Genomic DNA, 21,367 nt, shown 5'->3' with positions numbered 1-21,367 from the left:
CTCCCCGCCGCGCCCAGCACGCCGCAGGCGCCGTCCGCGACGCCCGGCCCCGTCCGGCCGCGCCGGGACCCCGTCCCGGCCCGCGCGTCGGCAACAACCCCTTCGGCGTCGGTGCCGGCGCGCCGCCGCGTCCGCAGGCCCCGCGCCCGCAGTCGCCCGGCGGCGCCCGTCCCGGTGGTGCGCCCGGACCCGGCGGCCCGCGCCCGAATCCCGGCATGATGCCGCCCCGCCCGAACCCGGGCATGATGCCCGGCCGGCAGCCGGCCCGCGGTGGTCCCGGCGGTCCGGGCGGACGCGGCGGCCCCGGTGGCCCCGGCGGCCGTCCCGGCGGTCCCGGCGGTCGTCCCGGAGGCGGCGGCGGTTTCCGCGGCGGTCCCGGTGGCGGCGGTCCCGGCGGCCCGGCCGGTCCCGGTGGCCCGTTCCGCGGTGGCGGCGGTGGCCGCGGCCGTGGCGGCCGCGGTGCCAGCACCGCCGGCGCGTTCGGCCGCAAGGGCGGCGGTCCCGCCCGCGGCCGCAAGAGCAAGAAGCAGCGCAGACAGGAATTCGACAACATGTCGGCGCCGTCGATCGGTGGCGTGCAGGTTCCGCGCGGCAACGGTGAGGTGCTGCGCCTGCCGCGTGGCGCCTCGCTGTCCGACTTCGCCGACCGCATCAACGCGAACGCGGCCTCCCTCGTCCAGGTGATGTTCCACCTGGGCGAGATGGTGACCGCGACGCAGTCGGTCAACGAGGACACCCTGCAGCTGCTGGGTGCCGAGCTGAACTACACCGTCCAGGTCGTCAGCCCCGAGGACGAGGACCGCGAGCTGCTCGACAGCTTCGACCTCACCTTCGGCGAGGACGAGGGCGACGACGAGAACCTCGTCGCACGCCCGCCTGTCGTCACCGTCATGGGTCACGTCGACCACGGCAAGACGCGCCTGCTGGACGCGATCCGCAAGACGAAGGTCATGCAGGACGAGGCCGGCGGCATCACGCAGCACATCGGCGCCTACCAGGTCCACGTCGAGCACGAGGGCCAGGACCGTCCGATCACGTTCATCGACACCCCGGGTCACGAGGCGTTCACCGCCATGCGTGCCCGTGGTGCCGCGACGACCGACATCGTCGTGCTGGTCGTGGCGGCCGACGACGGCGTCATGCCGCAGACCATCGAGGCGCTCAACCACGCCCAGGCTGCGGACGTCCCGATCGTGGTCGCGGTGAACAAGATCGACAAGGAGGACGCGAACCCGTCCAAGGTGCGCCAGCAGCTCACCGAGTACGGGCTCGTGGCCGAGGAGTACGGCGGCGACACCCTGTTCGTCGACGTCTCCGCCCGGTCGAACCTGCACATCGACGACCTGCTCGAGGGCATCCTGCTCACCGCGGACGCCGCGCTCGACCTGCGCGCCAACCCCGAGCAGGACGCGCAGGGCATCGTGATCGAGGCCCGCCTCGACCGCGGCCGCGGCCCGGTGGCCACGCTGCTCGTGCAGCGCGGCACGCTGAGCGTCGGTGACTCGGTCGTCGCGTCCGATGCGTACGGCAAGGTCCGCGCGATGCTGGACGAGAACGGCGACAACGTCGACGTGGCCACGCCGTCGCGTCCGGTGCAGGTGCTCGGCCTGAACTCCGTGCCCGGCGCCGGTGACTCGTTCCTCGTCGTCGAGGAGGACCGCGTCGCCCGGCAGATCGCCGACCGCCGCCAGGCCCGCGAGCGCAACGCGCAGCTGGCCGCCGGCTCCCGGCGGGTGTCGCTGGCCGACTGGACCGAGGCGCTCGCCGCGGGCAAGGTCGAGCAGCTCAACCTCATCATCAAGGGCGACGTGGCCGGCTCGGTCGAGGCGCTCGAGGAGTCGCTGGTCAACATCGACCTCGGCGACGCCAAGGACGAGGTCTCGCTGCGCGTCATCGGCCGCGGTGTCGGTGCGATCACCGAGAACGACATCAACCTCGCCGTCGCGTCCGACGCGGTCGTCATCGGCTTCAACGTGCGCCCCGAGGGCAAGGCACGTGAGCTGGCCGACCGTGAGGGCGTCGATGTCCGGTACTACACGGTCATCTACAACGCGATCGAGGAGATCGAGGCCGCGCTCAAGGGCATGCTCAAGCCCGAGTACGAGGAGGTGCAGCTCGGCACCGCCGAGGTGCGCGAGGTCTTCCGCGTACCGCGCATCGGCAACATCGCTGGTTCGATCGTCCGCACCGGCCTGATCCGGCGCAACGCCAAGGCGCGCCTGGTCCGTGACGGTGTCGTCGTCGCCGACAACCTCACCGTCGAGTCGCTCAAGCGGTTCAAGGACGACGCGACCGAGGTGCGGGACGGCTACGAGTGCGGTATCGGTCTGGGGTCGTTCAACGACATCAAGATCGAGGACGTGATCGAGACGTTCGAGCTGCGCGAGAAGCCTCGCGTCTGAGTCCGGCTACGTCGAGGTCGTCCGATCGCTCGCAACCACCCCTCGCTCGTTCCTCGCGAGGGGGGCCAGGCCCATCCAGGCTCGCGATCGGACGACCTCGACTCCACCTCCGTCCTCGTCTCACGACCCAGTGGGAGAGTGGGCTGATGGTGGTGGGCGTGCTCGTCCTCGATCTGCTGCTCGGGGACGTGAGGTCGTTGAAGCAGAAGCGGTCGGTCGTTCGTCCGCTTGTTGCGGAGTTGCGCAAAAGATTCGAGGTCGCCGTCTCCGAGACGGGGGAGCAGGATCTGTACCGGCGGGCCGAGGTGTCGGTCGCGGTGGTCTCGGGCGACCGGGGACACGCGGTCGACGTGCTCGCCGGGTGTGAACGTCTGGTCGCGGGCCGGCCGGAGTTGGAACTGTTGTCGTCGCGGACTCGCGTGCTCGACGATGACGACATCGACTGAAGTCCCTGGACACGCTGAGGAGAGGTCATGGCGGACGCGGCGCGCGCGCGGCGGATGTCGGGGCGGATCAAACAGATCGTCGCCACCGTCATCGAACGGCAGATCAAGGACCCGCGGCTCGGGATGGTGACCATCACCGACGTCCGGGTCACCGGCGACCTGCACGACGCGACGGTCTTCTACACCGTCCTCGGCGACGACGCCGACCGCGAAGCGTCCGCCGCCGCGCTCGAATCGGCCAAGGGCGTGCTGCGCAGCGAGGTCGGACGGCAGACCGGCGTGCGGTTCACGCCCACGCTCACCTTCACGCCCGACGCGCTGCCCGACAACGCCCGCCAGCTCGAGGAACTGCTCGCGCAGGCCGCCGCCGAGGACGCGCGGCTCGCCGCCGCCCGCCAGGGCGCCCAGCCCGCCGGCGACGCGGACCCGTACCGCAAGCCCCGGGTCGACGACGAGGACGAGTGAGCACGACCGACTCCGGCGCCCCCGCGCCGCGACCCCGGCCGCGTCCCGCCGGCGGTGCCCACCGCGCCGGTGACGACACCGACGACATCCACGACACCGACGAGACGGTCGACCGCGGCACCGACGATCGCACTGACGGCGGCACCGACGACGGCCGCCCCGCGCGCCGGGACGACCGGCGCCGCCTGCGCCTCGGGCTGCTGGCCGCGGCGGCGTTGCTCGTCGTGGCGATCGGCGTGCTGGTGACCATCGTGATCGTCCAACGTGCGGGCGACGGCGACGCGCCGTCCGGGGCCGAGGTGGCCGAGGTGCGCAACCCGCAGGGCGCGGCCCAGTTCGTCCGCGACGGTGCCAAGGCCGTCGACGCGATCAGCACCTACGACTACCGCAACCTGCCCGCCGCCCTGCTGCGCGGCCTGGCGGTCACGACCGGCGACTACCGCGACTCCTTCCGCACCGCGATCACGGGCACGCTCGCGCGCAACGCCCGCAGCGGCAAGCTCACGCAGACGTTCACGGTGGTACGCGCCGGGCTGGGTGCGGTGTCCGACGACGGCACGACGGCGAAGGTCCTCGTGTTCGGCACCGAGACGCTGAAGAGCGCGAAGTCCGGCAACACCCGCACCACGCCGAGCACCGTCACCGCGACCGTGGTCCGGCAGAACGGCGTCGTCCGCATCGCCGAGCTCGCGCTGGGGGCCAACGCCGGCGTACCGCCCGGCACACCCGGTCTGGCCGCCGCCGCCGAGGCGGCGCGCTCACAGCTCGTCGCGATGCTGAGCTACCGGCGCGCGCAGTTCGACCAGGACAGTTCGCGGGCCCTGGCCGGCGCCGTCGACCCGCTGCGCCGCAGCATCGCCGCGCGCACCGCCGCCACCCGCGCGGAGCTCACCACCGGGAAGTACGACCTGTCCGGACGGGTCACCGCCATCGCGTTGCAGCAGGCCCTCGGCCGCAGCGCCGTGTTCCTCGTGGCCGCCAGCGGATCCCGCGTGTCCGACAGCGGCAAGCGCACCGACGACGGCGACAGCCGGGTCGCGGTGACCGTCGTGATGACCGCCGACGGCTGGCGTGCCAGCCAGGTCACGCCCGTCGACGGGTCGTGACGACGCCGGAGCCCGCACCCCCGACCGTCCCCGCCCGGCGCCTGCTCGCGCTGTCGGCGTCCGCGTTCGTGGTCCTCGCCGCCGAGCCGCTCTACCTGCTCGTCGACACGGCCGTGGTCGGGCACCTCGGCACCGGTGACCTCGCCGGACTCGGCGTCGGCGCGTCCCTGCTGACGCTGTTGACCGTTGCCGGCTCGTTCGTCGCCTACGGCACGACCGGACGGGCCGCCCGTGCGTTCGGCGCCGGACGTCGCGACGACGCCGTGCGCGAGGGTGTGCAGGCGTCGTGGCTCGCGTTGGGCATCGGCGTCGCCGTCGCGGTCGCCGGGCACCTGGTCGCCGACCCGCTCACTCGGGTCCTCGCGGGGAGCGACGACGCCGCCCGCACCGCCGCGCAGTGGTTCCGCATCGCCGTGTGGGGACTGCCCGGCGTGCTGCTCGTGCTCGCCGGCAACGGGTGGATGCGGGGCGTGCAGCGCACCCGAGCGCCGGTGGTCGTCGTCCTCGCCGCCAACGGGCTGTCGGCGGTGCTGTGCCCGCTGCTCGTCTACCCGGCCGGGCTGGGATTGACGGGCTCGGCCATCGCGAACGTCACCGCGCAGGCTGTCGGTGCCGCCCTGTTCGTCGCCGCGCTGGTGCGCACGGGAGTGTCGTTGCGTCCCGACCGTGCCGTGCTGCGCGCGCAGCTCGTGGTCGGGCGAGATCTGATCGTCCGCGCGATGGCCTTCCAGGTGGCGCTGCTGACCGCGGCAGGTGTCGCCTCGCGCATGGGCCAGTCACGCATCGCCGCGCACCAGATCGGTTGGCAGCTGTGGAGCTTCACCGCGCTGCTGCTCGACTCGGTCGCGATCGCCGCGCAGTCGCTCGTCGGGGCGGCGTTGGGCGGGTCCGACCGGTCGTTCGCGAGGACGACCGCCTGGCAGGTGGCCCGCTGGGGGCTGGCGGCGTCCCTGGTCTTCGCCGTCGGTTACGGCACGGGGGCTGCGGTGATCCCGTCGCTGTTCACCACCTCGGACGCGGTGGTCGATCAGGCGCACACGCTGTGGCCGTGGTTCGTGGCCATGCTGCCGCTGGCCGGTGTCGTGTTCGCCCTCGACGGCGTGCTCATCGGGGCGGGCGACGTCGCGTACCTGCGCACGCTCACGATCGCGTCGATGGTCGCCGTGTTCGCACCGATCGACCTGGCCGCGCTGCACTTCGGCTGGGGGCTGGGCGGTGTCTGGGCGGGGCTCGCGGCCTCGACGCTCGTCCGCTTCGCCGGGATGGTGTGGCGGGTACGCGGCGATCGCTGGCTGGTGACCGGTGCGGGATGATCGCGCGGTGGATGCCACACCCGCCGGTCTCACTCTCGTCGACAAGCCCGTCGGCTGGACCTCGCACGACGTCGTCGGACGGCTGCGCCGGCTCGCCCGCACCCGCAAGGTCGGCCACGCCGGAACGCTGGACCCGATGGCCACCGGCGTCCTCGTGGTCGGCATCGGCGGCGCGACCCGGTTGCTTCACCACCTCGTGCTCGCCGACAAGGCCTACACCGCGACCGTCCGCCTCGGGCAGGCGACCGTCACCGACGACGCCGAGGGCGAGGTGACGGCCACGGCGTCCGCGGCGGGTGTCGAGGAGGCGGACGTCGTCGCGGCTGTCCGTCCGCTGACCGGCGAGATCGAGCAGCGGCCGAGCGCGGTGTCGGCGATCAAGGTCGACGGGCAGCGGGCGTACAAGCGGGTGCGCGACGGGGAGCAGGTCGAGCTGCCGGCCCGTCCGGTGACGGTGTCCCGCTTCGACGTGCTGGCCGTCCGCCGCGCGGGGGAGCTGCTCGACGTCGACGTCGCGGTCGAGTGCAGCTCGGGCACGTACGTGCGGGCACTGGCCCGTGACCTGGGCGAGGCCCTCGGCGTGGGTGGCCATCTCACGGCGCTGCGCCGTACCCGCGTCGGTCCGTTCGGCGTCGGCGACGCGCTCACCCTCGAAAAGCTCGCCGCGCGTGAGCACCCCGTGCTGCTGCCGCTCGCCGAGGCGGTCCGCGCCGCCATGCCGGTGCGCGAACTGACGCCCGACGAGGCCCGCGAGCTGTCGTTCGGACGACCGCTGCCGTCCGCCGGGATCGACGGCGTACACGGGGCGCTGACGACCGACGGCGTGGCGGTCGCGTTGCTGCGCGAGGACGGCGGACGGGCCCGGCCCGTGCTCGTCTTCACGCCCGCGGGATGATCCGCCCGTCCCGGGACCGGGTAGGACACAGCGGTGAATGACGCGTTGGCCGCCGTGCGCGCGCTGCTGCCGGGTGAGCAGCTGCGCGATGTCGCCGTGCTCAAGGCCGGCGATCGCACCACCGTGCACCGCGTCGAGGCCACCGACGATGGCGGCAGCGTCCGCAGCCTGGTCGTGAAGCGCTACCACGAGGGCACCGAGGGGTGGCTGCGCGAGACCGCCGCCCTCGCGAGCGTTCCCGGGGCCGTCCGGGTGCCGGCCGTCGTGGCGGTGGGCGTCGAGCCGCCGGTGCTCGTGATGGAGGACCTCGGCGACGGCGCCGGCCTGGCCGACGCGCTCGACGGCGACGACCCGGCGGCGGCCGACGCCGCGGTGATGTCGTGGGCCGAGGCGCTGGCCGAGCTGCAGGCGGCCACCCGCGGCAGCCGCGAGCACTTCCGCGCCGCCCTCGCCGACCGGTCGGCCGCCTTGCAGCGCGGCGACGAGCGTTTCTCCGAGCCCGAGGAATCGTCTCTCGCGTCCCGGCTGCGCGAGGCCGAGCTCGTGCTCGACCGGGTGTGCGGTGCGCTCGGCGTGCGCATCCCCACCGGCGCGCTCACGACGCTGACCGGGCTGTCGTCACGGCTCGGTGCCGACGCGGAGGGCGGTCTCGCCGCGCTCACGCCGGCAGACACCTGTCCCGGCAACACGGTGCGCATCGGCGACCGGCTCGTGCTCATCGATTTCGAGGACGCCCAGTGGCGGCACCTCGCGTGGGACCTCGCCTACCTGCTGGTGCCCTGGCCGACGTGCCCCAACGCCTGGCATCTTCCCGACGACACCGCGTGGCGGGCGGTGGCGTGGTACCGCGAGAACGCAGCGGTGGCGTTCCCCGCCGTGCGGGGCGAGGCGTTCGGTCACGACCTCGGTGCCGCCGTCGCCGCGTGGAGCCTGGTCACCACGAGCTGGTCGCTGGAACACCTGCTCGGCAGCGACGACCTCGACGAGCACGACACCGACCGTCCCGGACCGACCCGGCGGGCCCTGATCATGCACCGGTTGCGCCGGGCGGCGGGCCCGCTGACCGCCGGCGCCGGTGTCGACCCGCTTGCCGAACTGGCGGACGGTCTCTGGGCGGCCCTGCAGCACCGCTGGGGCGACGTGCCGCTCGACGTGGCGCCGGCGTACCGCGACGGCGGGCGGCCCCGCGACTGACGATGGACCTGCTGCAGCAACTCGTCTTCGGCGCGGTCGTCGTGCTGCGCCTGGGCATCCCGCTGTTGATCCCACGCTTCCCGCTGCCGGCGCTGCTCGCCGCGCTGGTCGTCGACGGCATCGACCAGACGATCTTCCAGTGGTTCGACGTCACCCCGGTGCTGGACGAGTACCAGAGCTACGACAAGGCTCTCGACGTCTACTACCTGGTCATCGCCTATTGCGCGACTCTGCGCAATTGGCACGACGACGTCGCCTTCCGCATCGGGCAGGTGCTCTGGTACTGGCGGCTGGTCGGCACGGTGGCGTTCGAGTACTCCGGGTGGGGTCCGTTGCTGCTGATCTTCCCGAACACGTTCGAGTACTTCGTGATCGCGTACGAGGCGGTGCGCACACGATGGCGTCCGACGCGGTTGTCCGACCGGCAGCTGGTGCTGCTCGCCGCCGGCATCTGGGTGTTCGTCAAGATCCCGCAGGAGACGTGGATCCACGTCCTGAACCTCGACGTCACCGACGAGATCGGCGCGCACCCGGTGGTCGCGGTGCTCGTCGCGGTGCCGGCGGCCGCGCTCGTGGCCGCACTGGTCGCATACGCACGGCCCCGGGTGCCGGCGGCCGACTGGCGGTTCACCGTCGACGTCAACCGACACCAGCGGCTCAAGACGCCCGACAACCGTCCCGAGGGCACCCGGATGCTGCTGCTCACGACCGGGGAGAAGGCCGTCCTCACCTCGCTCGTCGTCGTCGTCTTCGGCCACATCCTGCCAACTGACGCCGGTCCCGGTCAGCTGGCGACCGGTGTCGTCGTCACCGTGGCGCTGAACGCCGGCGTCACCGAACTGCTCGAGTACCGCCGGCTCATCCCGCAGACCGTGCCGGCCCGCTTCGCGCTCGTCGTCACCATCAACGCGGCGATCTTCGAGGCCCTGGTGCTGCTGCGCGGCACCGTTGTCGTCGACCGTCCGACGGCGCTGTTCCTGCTGCTCGAACTGTCGCTCGTGATCACGCTCTACGACCACTTCCGCGCCGTCAGCTACGGCATCGCGATGGACGTGCCGACCTCGCCCACCCGCACGACACAGCCCGGCGCGAGCTGACCCGCCCACCGCGCGAACCGCGCGCCGGCGCCGGACGTCAGCACCGGCCGGAGGCTCGCCAGCCCCGGCAGCAGCAGCGTGCCCCAGTGCACCGGCACGGCCAGCCGCGGCTGCACCAGCGCCGCCACGCCCGCCGCCCGGCGGGGGTCGAGGTGCTCCGGCCCGAGGGTCGGACCCCACCCGCCCACCGGCAGCAGCGCGACGTCGACGCCGCCGCGCAGGTCGGCGAGCCCGGGGAAGACGCCCGTGTCGCCCGCGAACCACACGGTCGCGCCGACGCCGCCGATCAGGTAGCCGCGCGGCTGCGCGCGCACGCCGGTGCCGAGCCGGTCGTCCCCGTGGTGCGCGGGCACGGCCGTCACCGTCACCCCGGCGATCGCGGTCGACCGTCCGACGGGCAGCTCGCGCACGTCCGTAAAGCCCGGCAGCAGCCCGGCGGCGCCGACCGGGACGACCAGCGGGACGTCGGAGCCCAGCCGGCGCAGCGATGGCACGTCGAGGTGGTCGTGGTGCAGGTGCGAGATCAGGACCCCGTCCGGTCGGCGCCACGCCGATTCCGGGGGCGCCGGCCCGCGGCGCACCAGTGGTCCGACGCGGTCGCGCAGCACCGGATCGGTCAGCAGCCGCACGCCGTCGAGGTCGACGGCGACCCCGGCGTGACCGAGCCACGTCACCGTCCCGCTCGCCACTCCCACGCCTCCAGCGTGCCCGTCGATACATTGAGACCGTGCAGCGATGGCATGGACTGGATTCCGTCCCCAGCGGATGGGGTCACTGCGTCACCACGATCGGGGTGTTCGACGGCGTCCACCGCGGTCACGCGACGATCATCGGCAAGGCGGTCGAACTGGCGGCCCGGCGCGGTGTCCCGAGTGCGCTGATCACGTTCGTTCCCCACCCGTCCGAGGTGGTGCGGCCGGGGTCGCACCCGCCGGTGCTGACCACGATCGTCCGCCGGGCCGAACTCGTCGAGCAGCTGGGCGTCGACGTGTTCGTCGCCCTGCCCTTCACGCTCGAGACCTCGCGACTGGCGCCCGACCAGTTCGTCCACGACACGCTCGTCGAGAAGCTGCACGCCTCGGACGTGATCGTGGGCGACAACTTCCGTTTCGGGCACAAGGCGGCCGGCGACATCGACACGCTCGCGCGGCTCGGGCGGCGTTTCGGCTTCAGCGCTCAGGGCGTGCCGCTGGTGCAGAACGGCGAGACGCCGCTGAGCGCGACCTACGTGCGCTCGTGCGTGAAGGCCGGCGACGTCGAGGCGGCCGCGCAGGTGCTCGGCCACCCGCACCGCGTCGACGGCGTCGTCGAGCGCGGCGACCAGCGCGGCAGGGAGCTGGGCTACCCGACCGCCAACCTGCGCGCCGAGCAGTGGACGTGCATCCCCGCCGACGGCGTCTACGCCGGGCGGGTGGTCCGCCTCGACGAGCTCGGCAACACCCTCGACCTGCCGCCGCTCGGCATCACGGCCATCTCCATCGGTACCAACCCGACCTTCGCGGGGGAGCGGCGCCGCCGGGTCGAGGCGTTCATCCTCGACTTCGACGGCGACCTGTACGGCGACCACCTCGGCTTCGAGTTCACCCATCGGCTGCGGGGCACCGAGAAGTTCGACTCCGTCGACGCCCTCGTCGAGCAGATGGGCCGCGACGTCGAGAACATCCGCCGCATCACCGCCCCCGCGTGAGCGACACCGGCGCGGACCCGCGCGACCACCCACGCGACCACCGGCGGCCTGCCACGACCGGCGCCCTCGCCGGCACCGCGGTGTGGCGCGCGCTGATCGCGGTGTCCGGCTTCGTCGGACTGTTCCTGACCCTGGACGGACGGCAGCTCGCCGACGCGCTCTCGGAGCTCAGCCAGCAGGCGAGCCTCGCCGCTGGCGTGATCTACACGGGGCTGCTCGTGTACCCGTTCGTCACCGGACGGCGGTTCCACGAGCCGCGCTCGCCGTGGTGGCGCGGCGCGATCGGGGTGGTCCTCGTCATCGTGATGGTCGTGTACGCGGTGCTGCTCGACGACACCGACTACTCGACACTGCACTCGAAGCTCGAGCACGTGATCACGCCCGCCCTCGTCGTCGTCGACGTGCTGGTCGTGGGGCGCAACCTGCTGAACGTGCGGTGGTGGTCGGCGCTCGGCTGGCTCGCTGCGCCGCTCGCCTACCTCGTGTACTACAACGTGTTCGACATCGACGCCTACGACATCGCGCTGAAGGTCGGCGACGACGGCTTCCTCGGCACGTTCGTCGAACTGCTCGGTGGCACCGTCGTCGTCGCGCTGCTGATCGTGGCCGTGGGCAGGGCGAGGGCGGCGCGGGAGGTGCCGGTCAGCCGCGCCCGGTGAGCAGGACGGTCGGCCCGCTCAGGCGGTCGAGCCCCCGTCGATGGTGATCGTGGTGCCGGTGATGCCGGCGCCCGCGTCGGACAGCAGGAACGAGACTCCCGCGGCGACCTCGTCCACAGCGGCGAAGCGGCCCAGGGCCGACCGCGTGGCGATGCGGTCGAGATTGACCTCGCTGAGGCCGGCGGTCATCTGGGTCTCGAGGAAACCGGGTGCCACCGCGTTGACCGTGACGCCGCGACGTCCGACGTCGCGAGCCAACGAGCGGGTCATGCCCTCCATCGCTGCCTTCGTGGCGCCGTACGCGGCCAGGCCGCGGTATCCGGTGCGGGCGACGATCGAGGAGATGTTCACGACCCGACCGCGCTTGCGGGCGAGCATCTGCCGCACGACGAACTTCGTGAGGATCAGCGGGGCGGTGACGTTGACCCGCACCAGGTCCTCGATCGCGGTGTTGTGCAGTGTCGCCAACAGGCCGTCGGTCCCCAGCGCGGCGTTGTTCACCAGACCGAACGGCTTGCCGTGTTCGGCCACGATGCCGCGCACCAGGTCGCTGATGCCGTCGATGTCGCCGAGGTCGTACTCGACGTGGACGTAGTTCGCGCCGTCCGTGCCGATGTCTGCGGCGGTCACGGCGCGACGGGCGATGCCGACGACCCTGAAACCGTCCTCGACCAGGCGAGCGGTGATGGCGCGGCCGAGGCCACCGGACGTACCGGTGACGATCGCGTAGTCGGGCGTCGGGGAGCTCATCGCTTCACCTTCCCTGCCGGTGACGTCTCGATCACGTCGACGACCCGGACGGTGGCGGGGACATGGGTGTTGGAGGCGGCGTGCTTGCGCACCCACGACCGTATGGTCTTGCCGGTCGTCGCGGGGTCGGCGTCGCTGCGCAGGACGACCGATGCCACCAGCATGTTGCCGACCATCGCGTTGGCCCGGGCCTCGACCGTCGCCTCGGCGACGTCGGGATGGCCGCGCAGCAGCGACTCGACCTCCTCGGGCCACACGTTGGCGCCTCCGATGTTGACGACGCCGGTCTGCCGGCCGCGGAACAGCACGCGGTCGCCCACGATCTCGACCCGGTCGCCGGTGCTCGCGAACCCGTCGGCGCCGGCGGCGCTGACGCCGGGGGAGTGGACGTGCAGGATCCCGTCCCGGATGTCGAGCGCGATCCCGCGCGGCGGGTCGGTGAGGTAGTCGACGGGGAAGCCCGCACGTCCGTCGCGCACCGAGAACGCGGCCCCGGTCTCGGTCGAGGCGAACACGTGGACGATCCGCGCGTCCGGATAGGTGCGCGCGAGGCCGTTCAGGACGGGTTGGTCGGCGATCTCGCCGCCGAGGGTGATCTGGCGCAGCGGCCATCGGGCGGCGCGGGGGATCTGCAGGATCTGGCGCCAGAGCGTCGGGGTCGCGGACAGCGCCGTGACGGCGTGGTCGACGAGATGCTCGACTCGCTGGATCAGCGGCGCGTGATTGTCCGGGGCCACGAGGGCCGAGCGCGTGGCGAGGCTCTGCAGCAGCACCTGCAGCCCGGCCATCCGGTTCGGGTCGTACAACAGGCCCCACACGAGATCGCCGGACGCGGCCGACGGGTTGATCGTGCGGCTCAACGAGGCGACGGTGTGCGTGATCGGCTTGGGAGTGCCGGTCGTGCCGGAGGTGTAGACGACCCACCGCGTGCTCGTGGTGGGCTCGAGCTCGCCGTCCGTGCCGTTGCCGAGGGTGACGTCCTCGTCACGGACGACGTCGAGCGACGGGGTCAGGACGGCGTCGGCAGCGTCGCGCGGAACCAGATGCACGGATGCGGCCCAGCCGTCCAGCGCACACAACGCGGCGGCGACGAGCACGGCGTCCGTCGTCAGCAGTGCTACGTCCGCACCGCGGCCGACCCGGGCGCGCAGCGCGAAGGGATCGCGGCGCAGCAGATCGTGGTCGACCGCCCAGGCCGGGGAGCTGACCGCCGACGGGGCTGCGGCGCTCACGCCCGCGCGTGTGAGGCGAAACGCTCGTAGACCGCCACCAGCTCGCCGAACGTGGCGGGGTAGACCGGCTCGTCGAGCAGCGCGAACGGGTCGTAACCGAGCTCGTCCTCGAGGCGGGTCACCAGCACGGCGAAGCCGAGGCTGTCGAGACCGGTGTCGAGCAGCAACAGCTCGTCGGTGAAGTCGGGGGCGTCGAGTTCCTCCTCCTCGAAGATCTCGGTGAGGGTTTCGACAATCTTCTCGCGGATGTCCATGCGGTGCCTCGGTCCTCTCGAATGCGCAGCGACGACCCTACCGGTGGTGGTCCGCCGCTAGACCGGGAACACCGGGTGCGGGCCGTCCAGGAACAGCGAAGGCGGCAGTTCGTCGGCGCTGCGCCGCCCGTCCGCGCCGCGGCTGACCACCTCGTCCAGCAGCCGGCGCAGGTTGGGTCCCGGCCCGGTCACGAAGTGCGGCTCGCGCTCGGTCAACGTGCTCGCGCGGCGCAGCGCGGGGCGAGGGTTGCGGAGGTACGCCTCGAAGATCGCGACGAGCTCGTCCGTCGACCTCGCCACCGGTGCGTCCACGATCGCCGTGACGTCGATCGGGTACCTGGTGTCGCCGTCCGCGACCGACACCACCGGGGTCTGCCTGATCGCCGCGTCGACCGCGGCCGTGCTGTAGGTCGTCAGGACCAGGTCGGCGAGATCGACCGCGTTCGCGGCGTCACCGCTGAGCAGCGTGACGTGCGCGGCGACGCCACGATCGAGGTAGCGCCGGACGCGGGACGGTGACTCCTCCGGATGCGGCTTGAGGAACACGTGCGCCCCGACCCTGCGCGACGCGTCGACGACGATGTGCCACACCCGCTCGAGCTGGTGCCAGCTGCTGGGTTGACCCATGAACACGACGTGCAGCGGCGCGGCCGAGAAGTCGAACCCGGACCCGGCGGTGAGAGCGGCCCGGGCCGACGCCTGGGCGGCACCACGGTCGTGACCCGACGGAGCGACCAGACGTGGCGTGCCGATGACGTGGACCCTGTCGCGCGGCATGCCGAATGCGCCGACCGCGTTGTCGACGAAGTACTCGCTGAAGACGCCGTAGTAGTCGGCGGCGATCTTGAGGTAGCGACTGTAGTTCGCGTCCTGCATGTGCGGCTCGAGCGCGATCGTCGGCACTCCGGCGCGCCGGGCCACTCCTGCCAGCCCCACGACGCCGGGGTCGCGCTGTGGAGACAGGATGACGGCACCGGGCAGGCGTCCCGCCTCACGCAAGCGCTCGAACCGGTGCTCGTACGCCTTCTGGCGCAGCAGCCACGGGACGATGTGGCCCGCGACGAGACGGGCGAAGAAGATGTCGAACGATTTCGCCGCATCGTCCTCGTACACCGTCGTGGCCGCGGCGCGCAGCTCGTGGCACAGCGGCAGCAGGCGCCGGTGCACGAGGTCGGTCAGGGCGGCGTCCCTCAGCTGCTTCGGGGGCCCGGCCATGACGGGAACGCGGTCGGCGACACCGCGCACCTTCAGAGCGTCCGCCAGTTCCGCGGCGGGCCCGGTCGCCCGCAGGATCCGTACCGGTCGAGTGTCGACCAGCTCGGCCGCGTACGCCGCGGTCGAGGTGTTGTAGGCGGGGTTGTGGCACGTGGCCAGCAGGATCCAGCCGGGTTCCTCCGGCTCGGCCCAGCGCAACTCGTCGGCCAGACGTCGGGCGTCGGCGAGGAAGCTGTCGACGATGAGGTCGACGCAGAGATGGTCGGCCACCCGCGGCGGACGGGGCGTGGGGGCCAGAACGGTGTCGAGCACCCGCCAGAAGTCGACCCGGCGGCGCCAGCCGGGGACGACGGAGACGATGTCGACCCGCGGATCGTGCCGAAGCCCGGGAACCTGCGCCAACAGCAGCAGGAACTCGTTCTGCGCCCCGTTGTCCGAGACGGCGACGACCACGTCGTCGAACGTGTCGTCCTCGAGCAGGATCTCCAGCGCCCGGATCCGCAACGTGCGGAAGAACAGGAAGTCGGCGAGAGCGACGGCCAGGTAACGCCGGTCGTCCTCGTGCAGCACGCCGGGGATGGCCGCGACCTCGTCCACGGCCCGCTCGGCCACTCTCGCGCTGGCCTCGTGCAGTTCGGTGTACGTCCGGGAGAAGCGGGTGATGCGCGTGCGGGTGTGCTCGACGTGGATCTCGCTGCCGCCGACCCAGCTGTCGTACTTGGAGTAGTCGGCCATGCCGAACATGTCCGACAGCACCAGGACGGTGGCCTTCTCGCAGCCGGGGAGCAGGAGCGCGACCAGCGCCGGGTCGGCGGCGCCGTCGGTGACGATCAGCCGGTGTCGGACCGGCCGCCGCTCGTCCGACGATCGGACGGGCCTGAAGCCGAAGCTGTCCAGCACCTGGAAGTACCGTGCGGTGCGGCCCGAGCCGAGTTCGTGGGCGCGCTGCGCGTCCGCGGCGGGCAACAGGAGTCGGGCGGCCCCGACGAACGCTGCGTCCCGCAGTTCGTCGACGCCGATGAAGCGCCGACCGGCGGCGGGGTTCGGCGCCAGCTGTTCCAGGAGCCAGTCACGGACGATGGCTGCCGAGACCGGATGCCGAGCCAGGGACATGATCTCGATCGGTGCGTGCGTGTTCTCCAGCCCTGTCCGGACGAACAGCTCGAGTTGGTCCCTGCCACCGGCCGCGGAGGCCTCGAGAAGCCGTTCGATGTCGCTCCACGTGGACTCACGCTGCTCCGACGACCAGAAGCGGATCAGCTCCTGGCGCGTCGACGGCGTCCGGTCGTGGGCGACGGAACGCAGCCGTCCGGCGCGCTTGCGTTCGATGAAGCGCCTCGCGGCGGGGACCCGCTGGCCCGACTCGAGCTGCATCAGTAGGCGCGCCTTGCGAAGTGCGCGCGCCGCGGCCGACGTCAAGTGAACCTCCGGATCGCTCGAGCCCCATGTCGCGTGCCCGGACTTCGTGGTGTTCGGCCTCCAATACTGTCAGTCCGACGTCTCCAGCCGTCATCGGGGCGGTGCGTGGCCGGCGGCTGACCGGCCGCCGGCGCCCGCTACTGCGGTATCTTCTGGTCCTGTATCAGCGGCGGTGAGCCCGGTCCGGCGCACCCGCGTCAGGACGTGGTCCTCGCGCTCCTCGGGCGAGATGAGGGCACAACTCGATGCGTCACGTATCCAGGCGTCGAGCGGTACTGCACGTGGGCACGATGAAGACCGGCACCACGTCGATCCAGGCGACGCTCGCCGGCAACGCCGCCGTTCTTCACGATGCGGGCTGGCACTACCTGGGCTGGCCGATCCGTCGTCTGGACAGGATCAGCCAGCGACTCGCGCAGGGCCCGGACGGCGCGAACGTGGTCGTGGTCGACGAGGGATGGTGGCACTGGGCCCCGGGCAAGCGTGTGGACCTGCCCGGCATCGCGGCGCTGCTGCACGACTTCGACATCACCGTGGTGGTCTACTTCCGCCGGCCGGACCAGTACGTCGAGGCGTGGTACTCGCAAGGACTCAAGTACGGCAGGGGAGCGGTGCGCGTCGCCGACTTCCTGCGCGCCGGCACGGTGAACGCGCCGGCGCCCGAGGTGCCCGGCAACCCCTACGCCGGGATCAATCTGCGCGTCCTGAGCACCATGAAACTGCTGGTCAAGGCTTTCCCGGGCGCGGAGATCGTGGTGCGCCCCTACGAACGCCGGCAGCTGCTCGGCGACAGCGCCGTGACGGACTTCCTCGAGTTGCTGGACCTCGACGCGGGCACCCTCGACGCGCTGGTGCACCCGGAGCAGAACAACGTCACCCCGGACGCTGCCGACCTGTTGCTCATCAGCGTCCTGCGGCAGAAATACGCCGTACCCGAAGACCTGCTGGGCGTCATGCTCGAGCTGCCCAAGCGCCCGTCCACGGGTCGCATCCTGACCCTCGACGAGGCCGTGGGCATCAACGACGCCATGCGACCGGTGTTCCGGAAGGTCCAGCAGACCTGGGGCGGCGGGGCGACAGACGATTTCTTCCTCGACTGGACGATCAACCCAACCAGCTACGTCACGAGCCCGTTGCGTGCCCTTCACGATCAGATCGTCCCGCCGACCCCCTAGCCGCGCAGAGCCGCGCAGAGGGGCGCAGAGGGGCGCAGCTCACGAACCCGTCGAGGCCACCACGCGCTCCGCCAGGCGCCACGTCCCCGGATCCTTCAGCTGCTCGAGCGCATCGTCGACGAACAGCCGCGGCGGCCAGACGTGCCCGTTCAGCAGCTGTCGCCGCGGATTCGCCGACCGCTCCCGCATCGGCGAGGTCGTGATCCGGTGGATGATGTCGATCGAGCGCAGTCGGCCGTCGGCGAGCGGTTCGGCCTTGCGATCGCCGACCAGCAGCGCCGCGTACTCCTCGCGGGTGGCGAAGGGCTCGGTCGACACCGCGTACTCCTCGTTGGCGAAGCGGCTGCACGCCACGTAGTCGGCGCCCATCATGCTCAGTTCGAGCACGGACGTTCCGGACCAGATCACGACCAGGTCGCAGTCGAGCACGGACTGCGCGAAGTCCGAGTCGTACGGCAGCAGCTCGATTCCCTCCGTGCTCGGGAACAGTTCGACGAAGCGCTCGGACACGAAGAAGCCGAACCGGTCGTTGGCTTCCGCGGGATGTTGCTTCACCACCAGGGTGACCCCGTGCTCACGGGCGACCTCGTACGTGTGCCGGACCCAGTCGGCGATGTCGACGTGGACCAGTCCGCGGTCGTGAGGGATGGACAGGTCGGGAAGAATCGTCCCGAGCACCAGTACGCGTCGACCCGTCCGCGGCTTCTCCTGCGTCGTGGCCCTCGCCCGAGCGACGCGGCCGTCGATCTTGGCGACGTAGTCGCGCACCACGGGGTTGGCCGCCAGGTAGTCGTCCTCGCGGTCGAACAGCGGGACCGCCACCTCCGAGCGCGCCGGACGGAAGCACAGCGGCGTGTCGGGGAGATCGGTCATGTCGCGAGCGCTGTGGTAGCTCGCGTAGGGATTGCCGCTCCACTCGTCGGTCTCGAACTGCCTGTCGAACGTCTCGAAGCCGTTGGCGGCGTGAACCACCCGGACGTTCGGCAACTTGGCGGCGGTGACCTGCTCGCGGACGACCCAACCGAGGCCGGCTTGCACGCCGATCGTGACGAAGACGTAGCGCCGCTGCGGGTCGATGCGCTGGAAGAACTCGTGCATCAACTCGTGCACGTTCTGGACCATCGCCAGCAGCCGGGTCACGTGCGCCGACTCCATCAGGCTGTGGAAGTCGATCGAGAACCGGCGGAACTGGATTCCGAGCGAGTTGTGGACGCCGTAGTAGTAGTTCAGGCCGTGGTAGACCATCTTGCGGTGATCGGGGTCCAGCTCCCAGTCCGGTGACAAGGCGCTGGACGGACGCGCCCGGTCGCAGTAGAACCCGGGAACGATCCGGTCCTTGATCAGTTCCGCCGCCGGGGACAGTGCGGCCGACGCCGGGTACTGCCCGTTGACCATGCTCACGACCTCGGCGCCTGCCAGTCGCGCGGCCTCGATGGACGCCATCGGCAGCTGGCTGGCGAAGTTCAGGTGATTCGGGACCAGGACGAGAGTGGTGCGCGAGTAGTCGGGCGTCTCGCTGGTCAGCTCGGATGCCGACATCGTCGCCGCCTGATCGACGAAGGAGTTGATGTCGCGGACGAACGCCGCTTCCTGCGCGGTTCGCACGATGTTGTAGATCAGGAACGGATCGGCCGACTTGAGACGGGGTTCGGACGCCCTGGGGGCACGAACGAGCCGGTCGACCCGCGTCTCCGGCATCGGGTTCCGTCTGTGGAATTCCGAGTAGACGGACAAGGGCTTCCGCGCCGCCGCCAGCGCTGCCTTCGAGTCGCCGAAGGCCAAGTGGAAGCGGGCTTCCAGGTAACGCGAGTTCGGCGTGGGGTTCACCTTCGCGAAGGTGTCGATCCATTCGCGGCCACGCTTCTCGTCGCCGAACCGGATCGACATCGCCAGGTACTGGTGGGTCTTGGTCGGGGTGGGGACGTTGAAGAACAGGTCCTCGGCGAACAACGTCATGGCGGGGTCGAGCGTCGTCTCGAGCGTCCAGGAGAGACAGTTGACGGCGAGGCTCCACAAGTCGGGAGAGTCGGTCGACACGGCCTCGTCACGAATCGCCGACAACTCACGCCGCTGCTGCTCCACGTCGCCTGCGGCGAGCAGATAGCGATACGCCAGCGCACGCTGTCCGATCGTCCGCTGGGAGGGCGCCAGCTCGTCGCCGACGTGCATGGCCTTCGCCACGAGCTGGGCCTCGACGCGCAGCGCGTCGAGCTCGGGGATCGCGAAGAACACCCGGGTGGTCGTCGTGCACTTGCGCAGCAGCGTGGGCAGGTAGTCGTCGTCGACGAAGACGGCACCCGTCGCGCCGACGATCTTCAGATACACCTCGAGCAACCGGGCGGCCGCCGCCTGGTGCGCGCTGTTCACCATCGGTACCGCGATGAGACACGCTTCCGCCAGAGTGCGCAGCCGCGTGCGGTCGGCTCGCTTGAGACCGGTGCCGTGGGACAGGACCTGCTGGGCGAACCGGTGCAACCGGGCCTCGAGGGAGGCGAGGATCGCTTCGGCGTCGTCGAAGTGCAGCGATTCGCCTTGCCGGAAGGTCTCGTAGAGGCAGACGTCCAAGGCCGAACGCAGGCCGCGGCGCACCTGCAGCGGCATCCGGCCGGCACGGGGATCGGCGAGTACGCCGATCAGCACGTCCGCGGTCGCACGCGAATGGCCCGAATAGACGAGGGATTGTGTGGCGACGGCGATGGTCGGGACGTCCGGGCGGCTGGGGGTCGACGCCCGCAGCGCATCCAGGATCTCCTGCGCTGCTGCCGCCGGCAGCTTGGGCGGGCTGTCCGCGAAGACGCGCATCGTGAGTCCGGCGGCCTTGAGAGTCGCCGGGGACAGGGCAGCGGTCAACGGACCGAGCTCGGCAGCGGCAAGGGTCCCGAGTCGTGCCTGCACGCTGCGGCGTACCGAGTCCCGCGCCCGCAGCACGCGCGCGACCGTCAGCGGCGTGGCGCCGTCACGTGTCTTTCGCATCGCTCATTCATACCTGAGCGGGACCCGGGTCGAGATCAACGACGCGGTTGGGGCGGTCCTGGTCGGAGTCGGCCCGGTAGAGGTGCAGGGCAGCGCCGGCCGGGTCGTCGTCGAACAGTCTGACCGCCATGCCGATCTCGACGTTGCGGCGCTCGAACGGCGCGAAGTAGTTCGGCAGGACCAGTCCCTCGGTGTCGGCGGGGGACACCCACGCGGCCAGGTGGGACGGGTCGACACCCCAGTGGACGAGGTCGAGGTACTCGGCCCCGGCGGCCACGACCTCCTGCTGCAGGGCGTGGGTCGCGTGCGCGAGCCACGCCGTGTCGCCCACGATGTCGACGATCCGCAGCACGGTGGTGTCCTCGGCCGCGACCGCGCGCCAGACCACGACGGCCACGAGAGCGCCGTCGAGGCGGACGGCGCGCACCACGTAGCGGTACCAGGGGTGGGCGAGATAGCGAGTCGCGATGTAGGTCCAGCTCTTGGCCGGCACGGCGTCGCCGGCGACCCGGTCGATCTCGTCGCGCAGCGCCGGCGGCGCGTCGGAGGTGACGGCACCGAGCTCCACCCGCTCGCTGGGTTCGGCCGCGGCGAAGGCGCTCGCGGGCACGCCCGACGCGATGGCCGTCGTCCGGTCGTCGCGGGGGCCGAACAACGCGCAGTGCTGCATGGTGTCGACGGTGTAGCGCAACGCCTTGTACAGCGGACGGACCATCTCGGACGTGCCGATCGCGGCGATCAGGCGTGGGGCGAGCCGGGCCTTCAGGTGCTTGAGCAGGTTGAGCCCCACACCCGGCGGCACGCCCTCGTCACGCACCTTCCAGATGGCCAGGGTGATGTCGCGGGCGCCGAGGGCCGGGTCGAAGTGGCCCAGCGGGATGAACCCGAGGATGCCGAGCACGGCACCGTCGTCGTCCTCGGCCAGGACGAAGTTGAGCCGGTCGTCCGCTTCCGTGCCGTCGGCGTGCTGCCAGTCGAGCAGATCCGGGCGCTCGGTGAAGACGTGTGTGGCGATCCAGTGCTCGCGGACGAAGTCGACCACTCGGTCGCGATCCTCGACGGTGGCGAAGCGGGTGCGGATCACG

At 71.6% G+C, this 21,367-nt stretch carries 18 protein-coding genes; 11 read left to right on the top strand and 7 right to left on the bottom strand.

Going from position 1 to position 21,367, the window contains the following annotated elements; translation table 11 throughout:
• The 8 genes from infB to ACYVP9_RS08455 all read left to right on the top strand — a co-directional run.
• On the top strand, nt 1-2,402 hold a 2,402-nt coding region (gene infB / locus ACYVP9_RS08490), incomplete at its 5' end, for a translation initiation factor IF-2 (protein ID WP_460604250.1).
• A 146-nt stretch (nt 2,403-2,548) separates the two neighbouring features.
• Nucleotides 2,549-2,848 (top strand): DUF503 domain-containing protein, encoded by a 300-nt coding sequence (locus ACYVP9_RS08485; RefSeq protein WP_460604249.1) that lies wholly within the window; start codon nt 2,549-2,551, stop codon nt 2,846-2,848.
• Nucleotides 2,849-2,875: 27 nt separating this feature from the next.
• Complete coding sequence (rbfA, locus tag ACYVP9_RS08480; protein ID WP_460604248.1) at nt 2,876-3,313, top strand: ribosome-binding factor A; 438 nt, start codon at nt 2,876-2,878, stop codon at nt 3,311-3,313.
• Nucleotides 3,310-4,419 carry a hypothetical protein gene (locus tag ACYVP9_RS08475; protein ID WP_460604247.1) on the top strand — a complete coding sequence of 370 codons (1,110 nt, stop codon included), beginning with the start codon at nt 3,310-3,312 and terminating at the stop codon, nt 4,417-4,419. The genes rbfA and ACYVP9_RS08475 overlap by 4 nt, the downstream gene beginning before the upstream one ends.
• Nucleotides 4,416-5,732 carry an MATE family efflux transporter gene (locus ACYVP9_RS08470; RefSeq protein WP_460604246.1) on the top strand — a complete coding sequence of 439 codons (1,317 nt, stop codon included), beginning with the start codon at nt 4,416-4,418 and terminating at the stop codon, nt 5,730-5,732. The genes ACYVP9_RS08475 and ACYVP9_RS08470 overlap by 4 nt, the downstream gene beginning before the upstream one ends.
• A 7-nt stretch (nt 5,733-5,739) precedes the next feature.
• Nucleotides 5,740-6,627 carry a tRNA pseudouridine synthase B gene (truB, locus tag ACYVP9_RS08465; RefSeq protein ID WP_460604245.1) on the top strand — a complete coding sequence of 296 codons (888 nt, stop codon included), beginning with the start codon at nt 5,740-5,742 and terminating at the stop codon, nt 6,625-6,627.
• Between the two features lie 33 nt (nt 6,628-6,660).
• Nucleotides 6,661-7,821: a phosphotransferase gene (locus ACYVP9_RS08460; protein WP_460604244.1), complete on the top strand. Its 1,161-nt coding sequence runs from the start codon at nt 6,661-6,663 to the stop codon at nt 7,819-7,821.
• A 2-nt stretch (nt 7,822-7,823) separates the two neighbouring features.
• Nucleotides 7,824-8,918 (top strand): hypothetical protein, encoded by a 1,095-nt coding sequence (locus tag ACYVP9_RS08455; protein ID WP_460604243.1) that lies wholly within the window; start codon nt 7,824-7,826, stop codon nt 8,916-8,918.
• Here the strand turns inward: ACYVP9_RS08455 and ACYVP9_RS08450 are convergent.
• Complete coding sequence (locus ACYVP9_RS08450) at nt 8,855-9,613, bottom strand: MBL fold metallo-hydrolase (RefSeq protein ID WP_460604242.1); 759 nt, start codon at nt 9,611-9,613, stop codon at nt 8,855-8,857. The genes ACYVP9_RS08455 and ACYVP9_RS08450 overlap by 64 nt on opposite strands.
• Before the next feature lie 32 nt (nt 9,614-9,645).
• On the opposite strand from ACYVP9_RS08450, the gene ACYVP9_RS08445 reads away from it, so the two are divergent.
• Nucleotides 9,646-10,605, top strand: a complete 960-nt coding sequence (locus ACYVP9_RS08445; protein WP_460604241.1) for a bifunctional riboflavin kinase/FMN adenylyltransferase — start codon at nt 9,646-9,648, stop codon at nt 10,603-10,605.
• A complete protein-coding gene (locus ACYVP9_RS08440; protein WP_460604240.1) occupies nt 10,602-11,264 on the top strand; it encodes a hypothetical protein in 663 nt (220 codons plus the stop codon). The genes ACYVP9_RS08445 and ACYVP9_RS08440 overlap by 4 nt, the downstream gene beginning before the upstream one ends.
• An 18-nt stretch (nt 11,265-11,282) precedes the next feature.
• On the opposite strand, the gene ACYVP9_RS08435 is transcribed toward ACYVP9_RS08440, so the two are convergent.
• From ACYVP9_RS08435 to ACYVP9_RS08420, 4 genes are read right to left on the bottom strand one after another with little or no spacing between them, the layout of a single operon-like run.
• A complete protein-coding gene (locus tag ACYVP9_RS08435) occupies nt 11,283-12,014 on the bottom strand; it encodes an SDR family NAD(P)-dependent oxidoreductase (protein ID WP_460604239.1) in 732 nt (243 codons plus the stop codon).
• A complete protein-coding gene (locus ACYVP9_RS08430) occupies nt 12,011-13,246 on the bottom strand; it encodes a class I adenylate-forming enzyme family protein (RefSeq protein WP_460604238.1) in 1,236 nt (411 codons plus the stop codon). Before ACYVP9_RS08430 ends, ACYVP9_RS08435 begins: the two co-directional genes overlap by 4 nt.
• Nucleotides 13,243-13,500, bottom strand: coding sequence for a phosphopantetheine-binding protein (locus ACYVP9_RS08425; RefSeq protein ID WP_460604237.1), 258 nt, complete (start codon nt 13,498-13,500; stop codon nt 13,243-13,245). Before ACYVP9_RS08425 ends, ACYVP9_RS08430 begins: the two co-directional genes overlap by 4 nt.
• Before the next feature lie 57 nt (nt 13,501-13,557).
• Complete coding sequence (locus ACYVP9_RS08420) at nt 13,558-16,089, bottom strand: hypothetical protein (RefSeq protein WP_460604236.1); 2,532 nt, start codon at nt 16,087-16,089, stop codon at nt 13,558-13,560.
• Between the two features lie 326 nt (nt 16,090-16,415).
• Between ACYVP9_RS08420 and ACYVP9_RS08415 the strand changes: the two genes are divergently transcribed.
• Nucleotides 16,416-17,309 (top strand): hypothetical protein, encoded by an 894-nt coding sequence (locus tag ACYVP9_RS08415; RefSeq protein WP_460604235.1) that lies wholly within the window; start codon nt 16,416-16,418, stop codon nt 17,307-17,309.
• A gap of 39 nt (nt 17,310-17,348) precedes the next feature.
• Here ACYVP9_RS08415 and ACYVP9_RS08410 read toward each other — a convergent pair whose 3' ends face one another.
• Nucleotides 17,349-20,282 carry a hypothetical protein gene (locus ACYVP9_RS08410; protein ID WP_460604234.1) on the bottom strand — a complete coding sequence of 978 codons (2,934 nt, stop codon included), beginning with the start codon at nt 20,280-20,282 and terminating at the stop codon, nt 17,349-17,351.
• 7 nt (nt 20,283-20,289) lie between these two features.
• Entirely contained in the window at nt 20,290-21,366 is a 1,077-nt protein-coding gene (locus ACYVP9_RS08405) for a hypothetical protein (RefSeq protein ID WP_460604233.1), read from the bottom strand.
• Between the last annotated feature and the right edge of the window lies 1 nt (nt 21,367).

Source organism: Jatrophihabitans fulvus, from assembly GCF_054781375.1.
The sequence above is the reverse complement of the archived record's forward strand: the minus strand, read 5'-3'. Positions and strand labels throughout refer to the sequence as shown.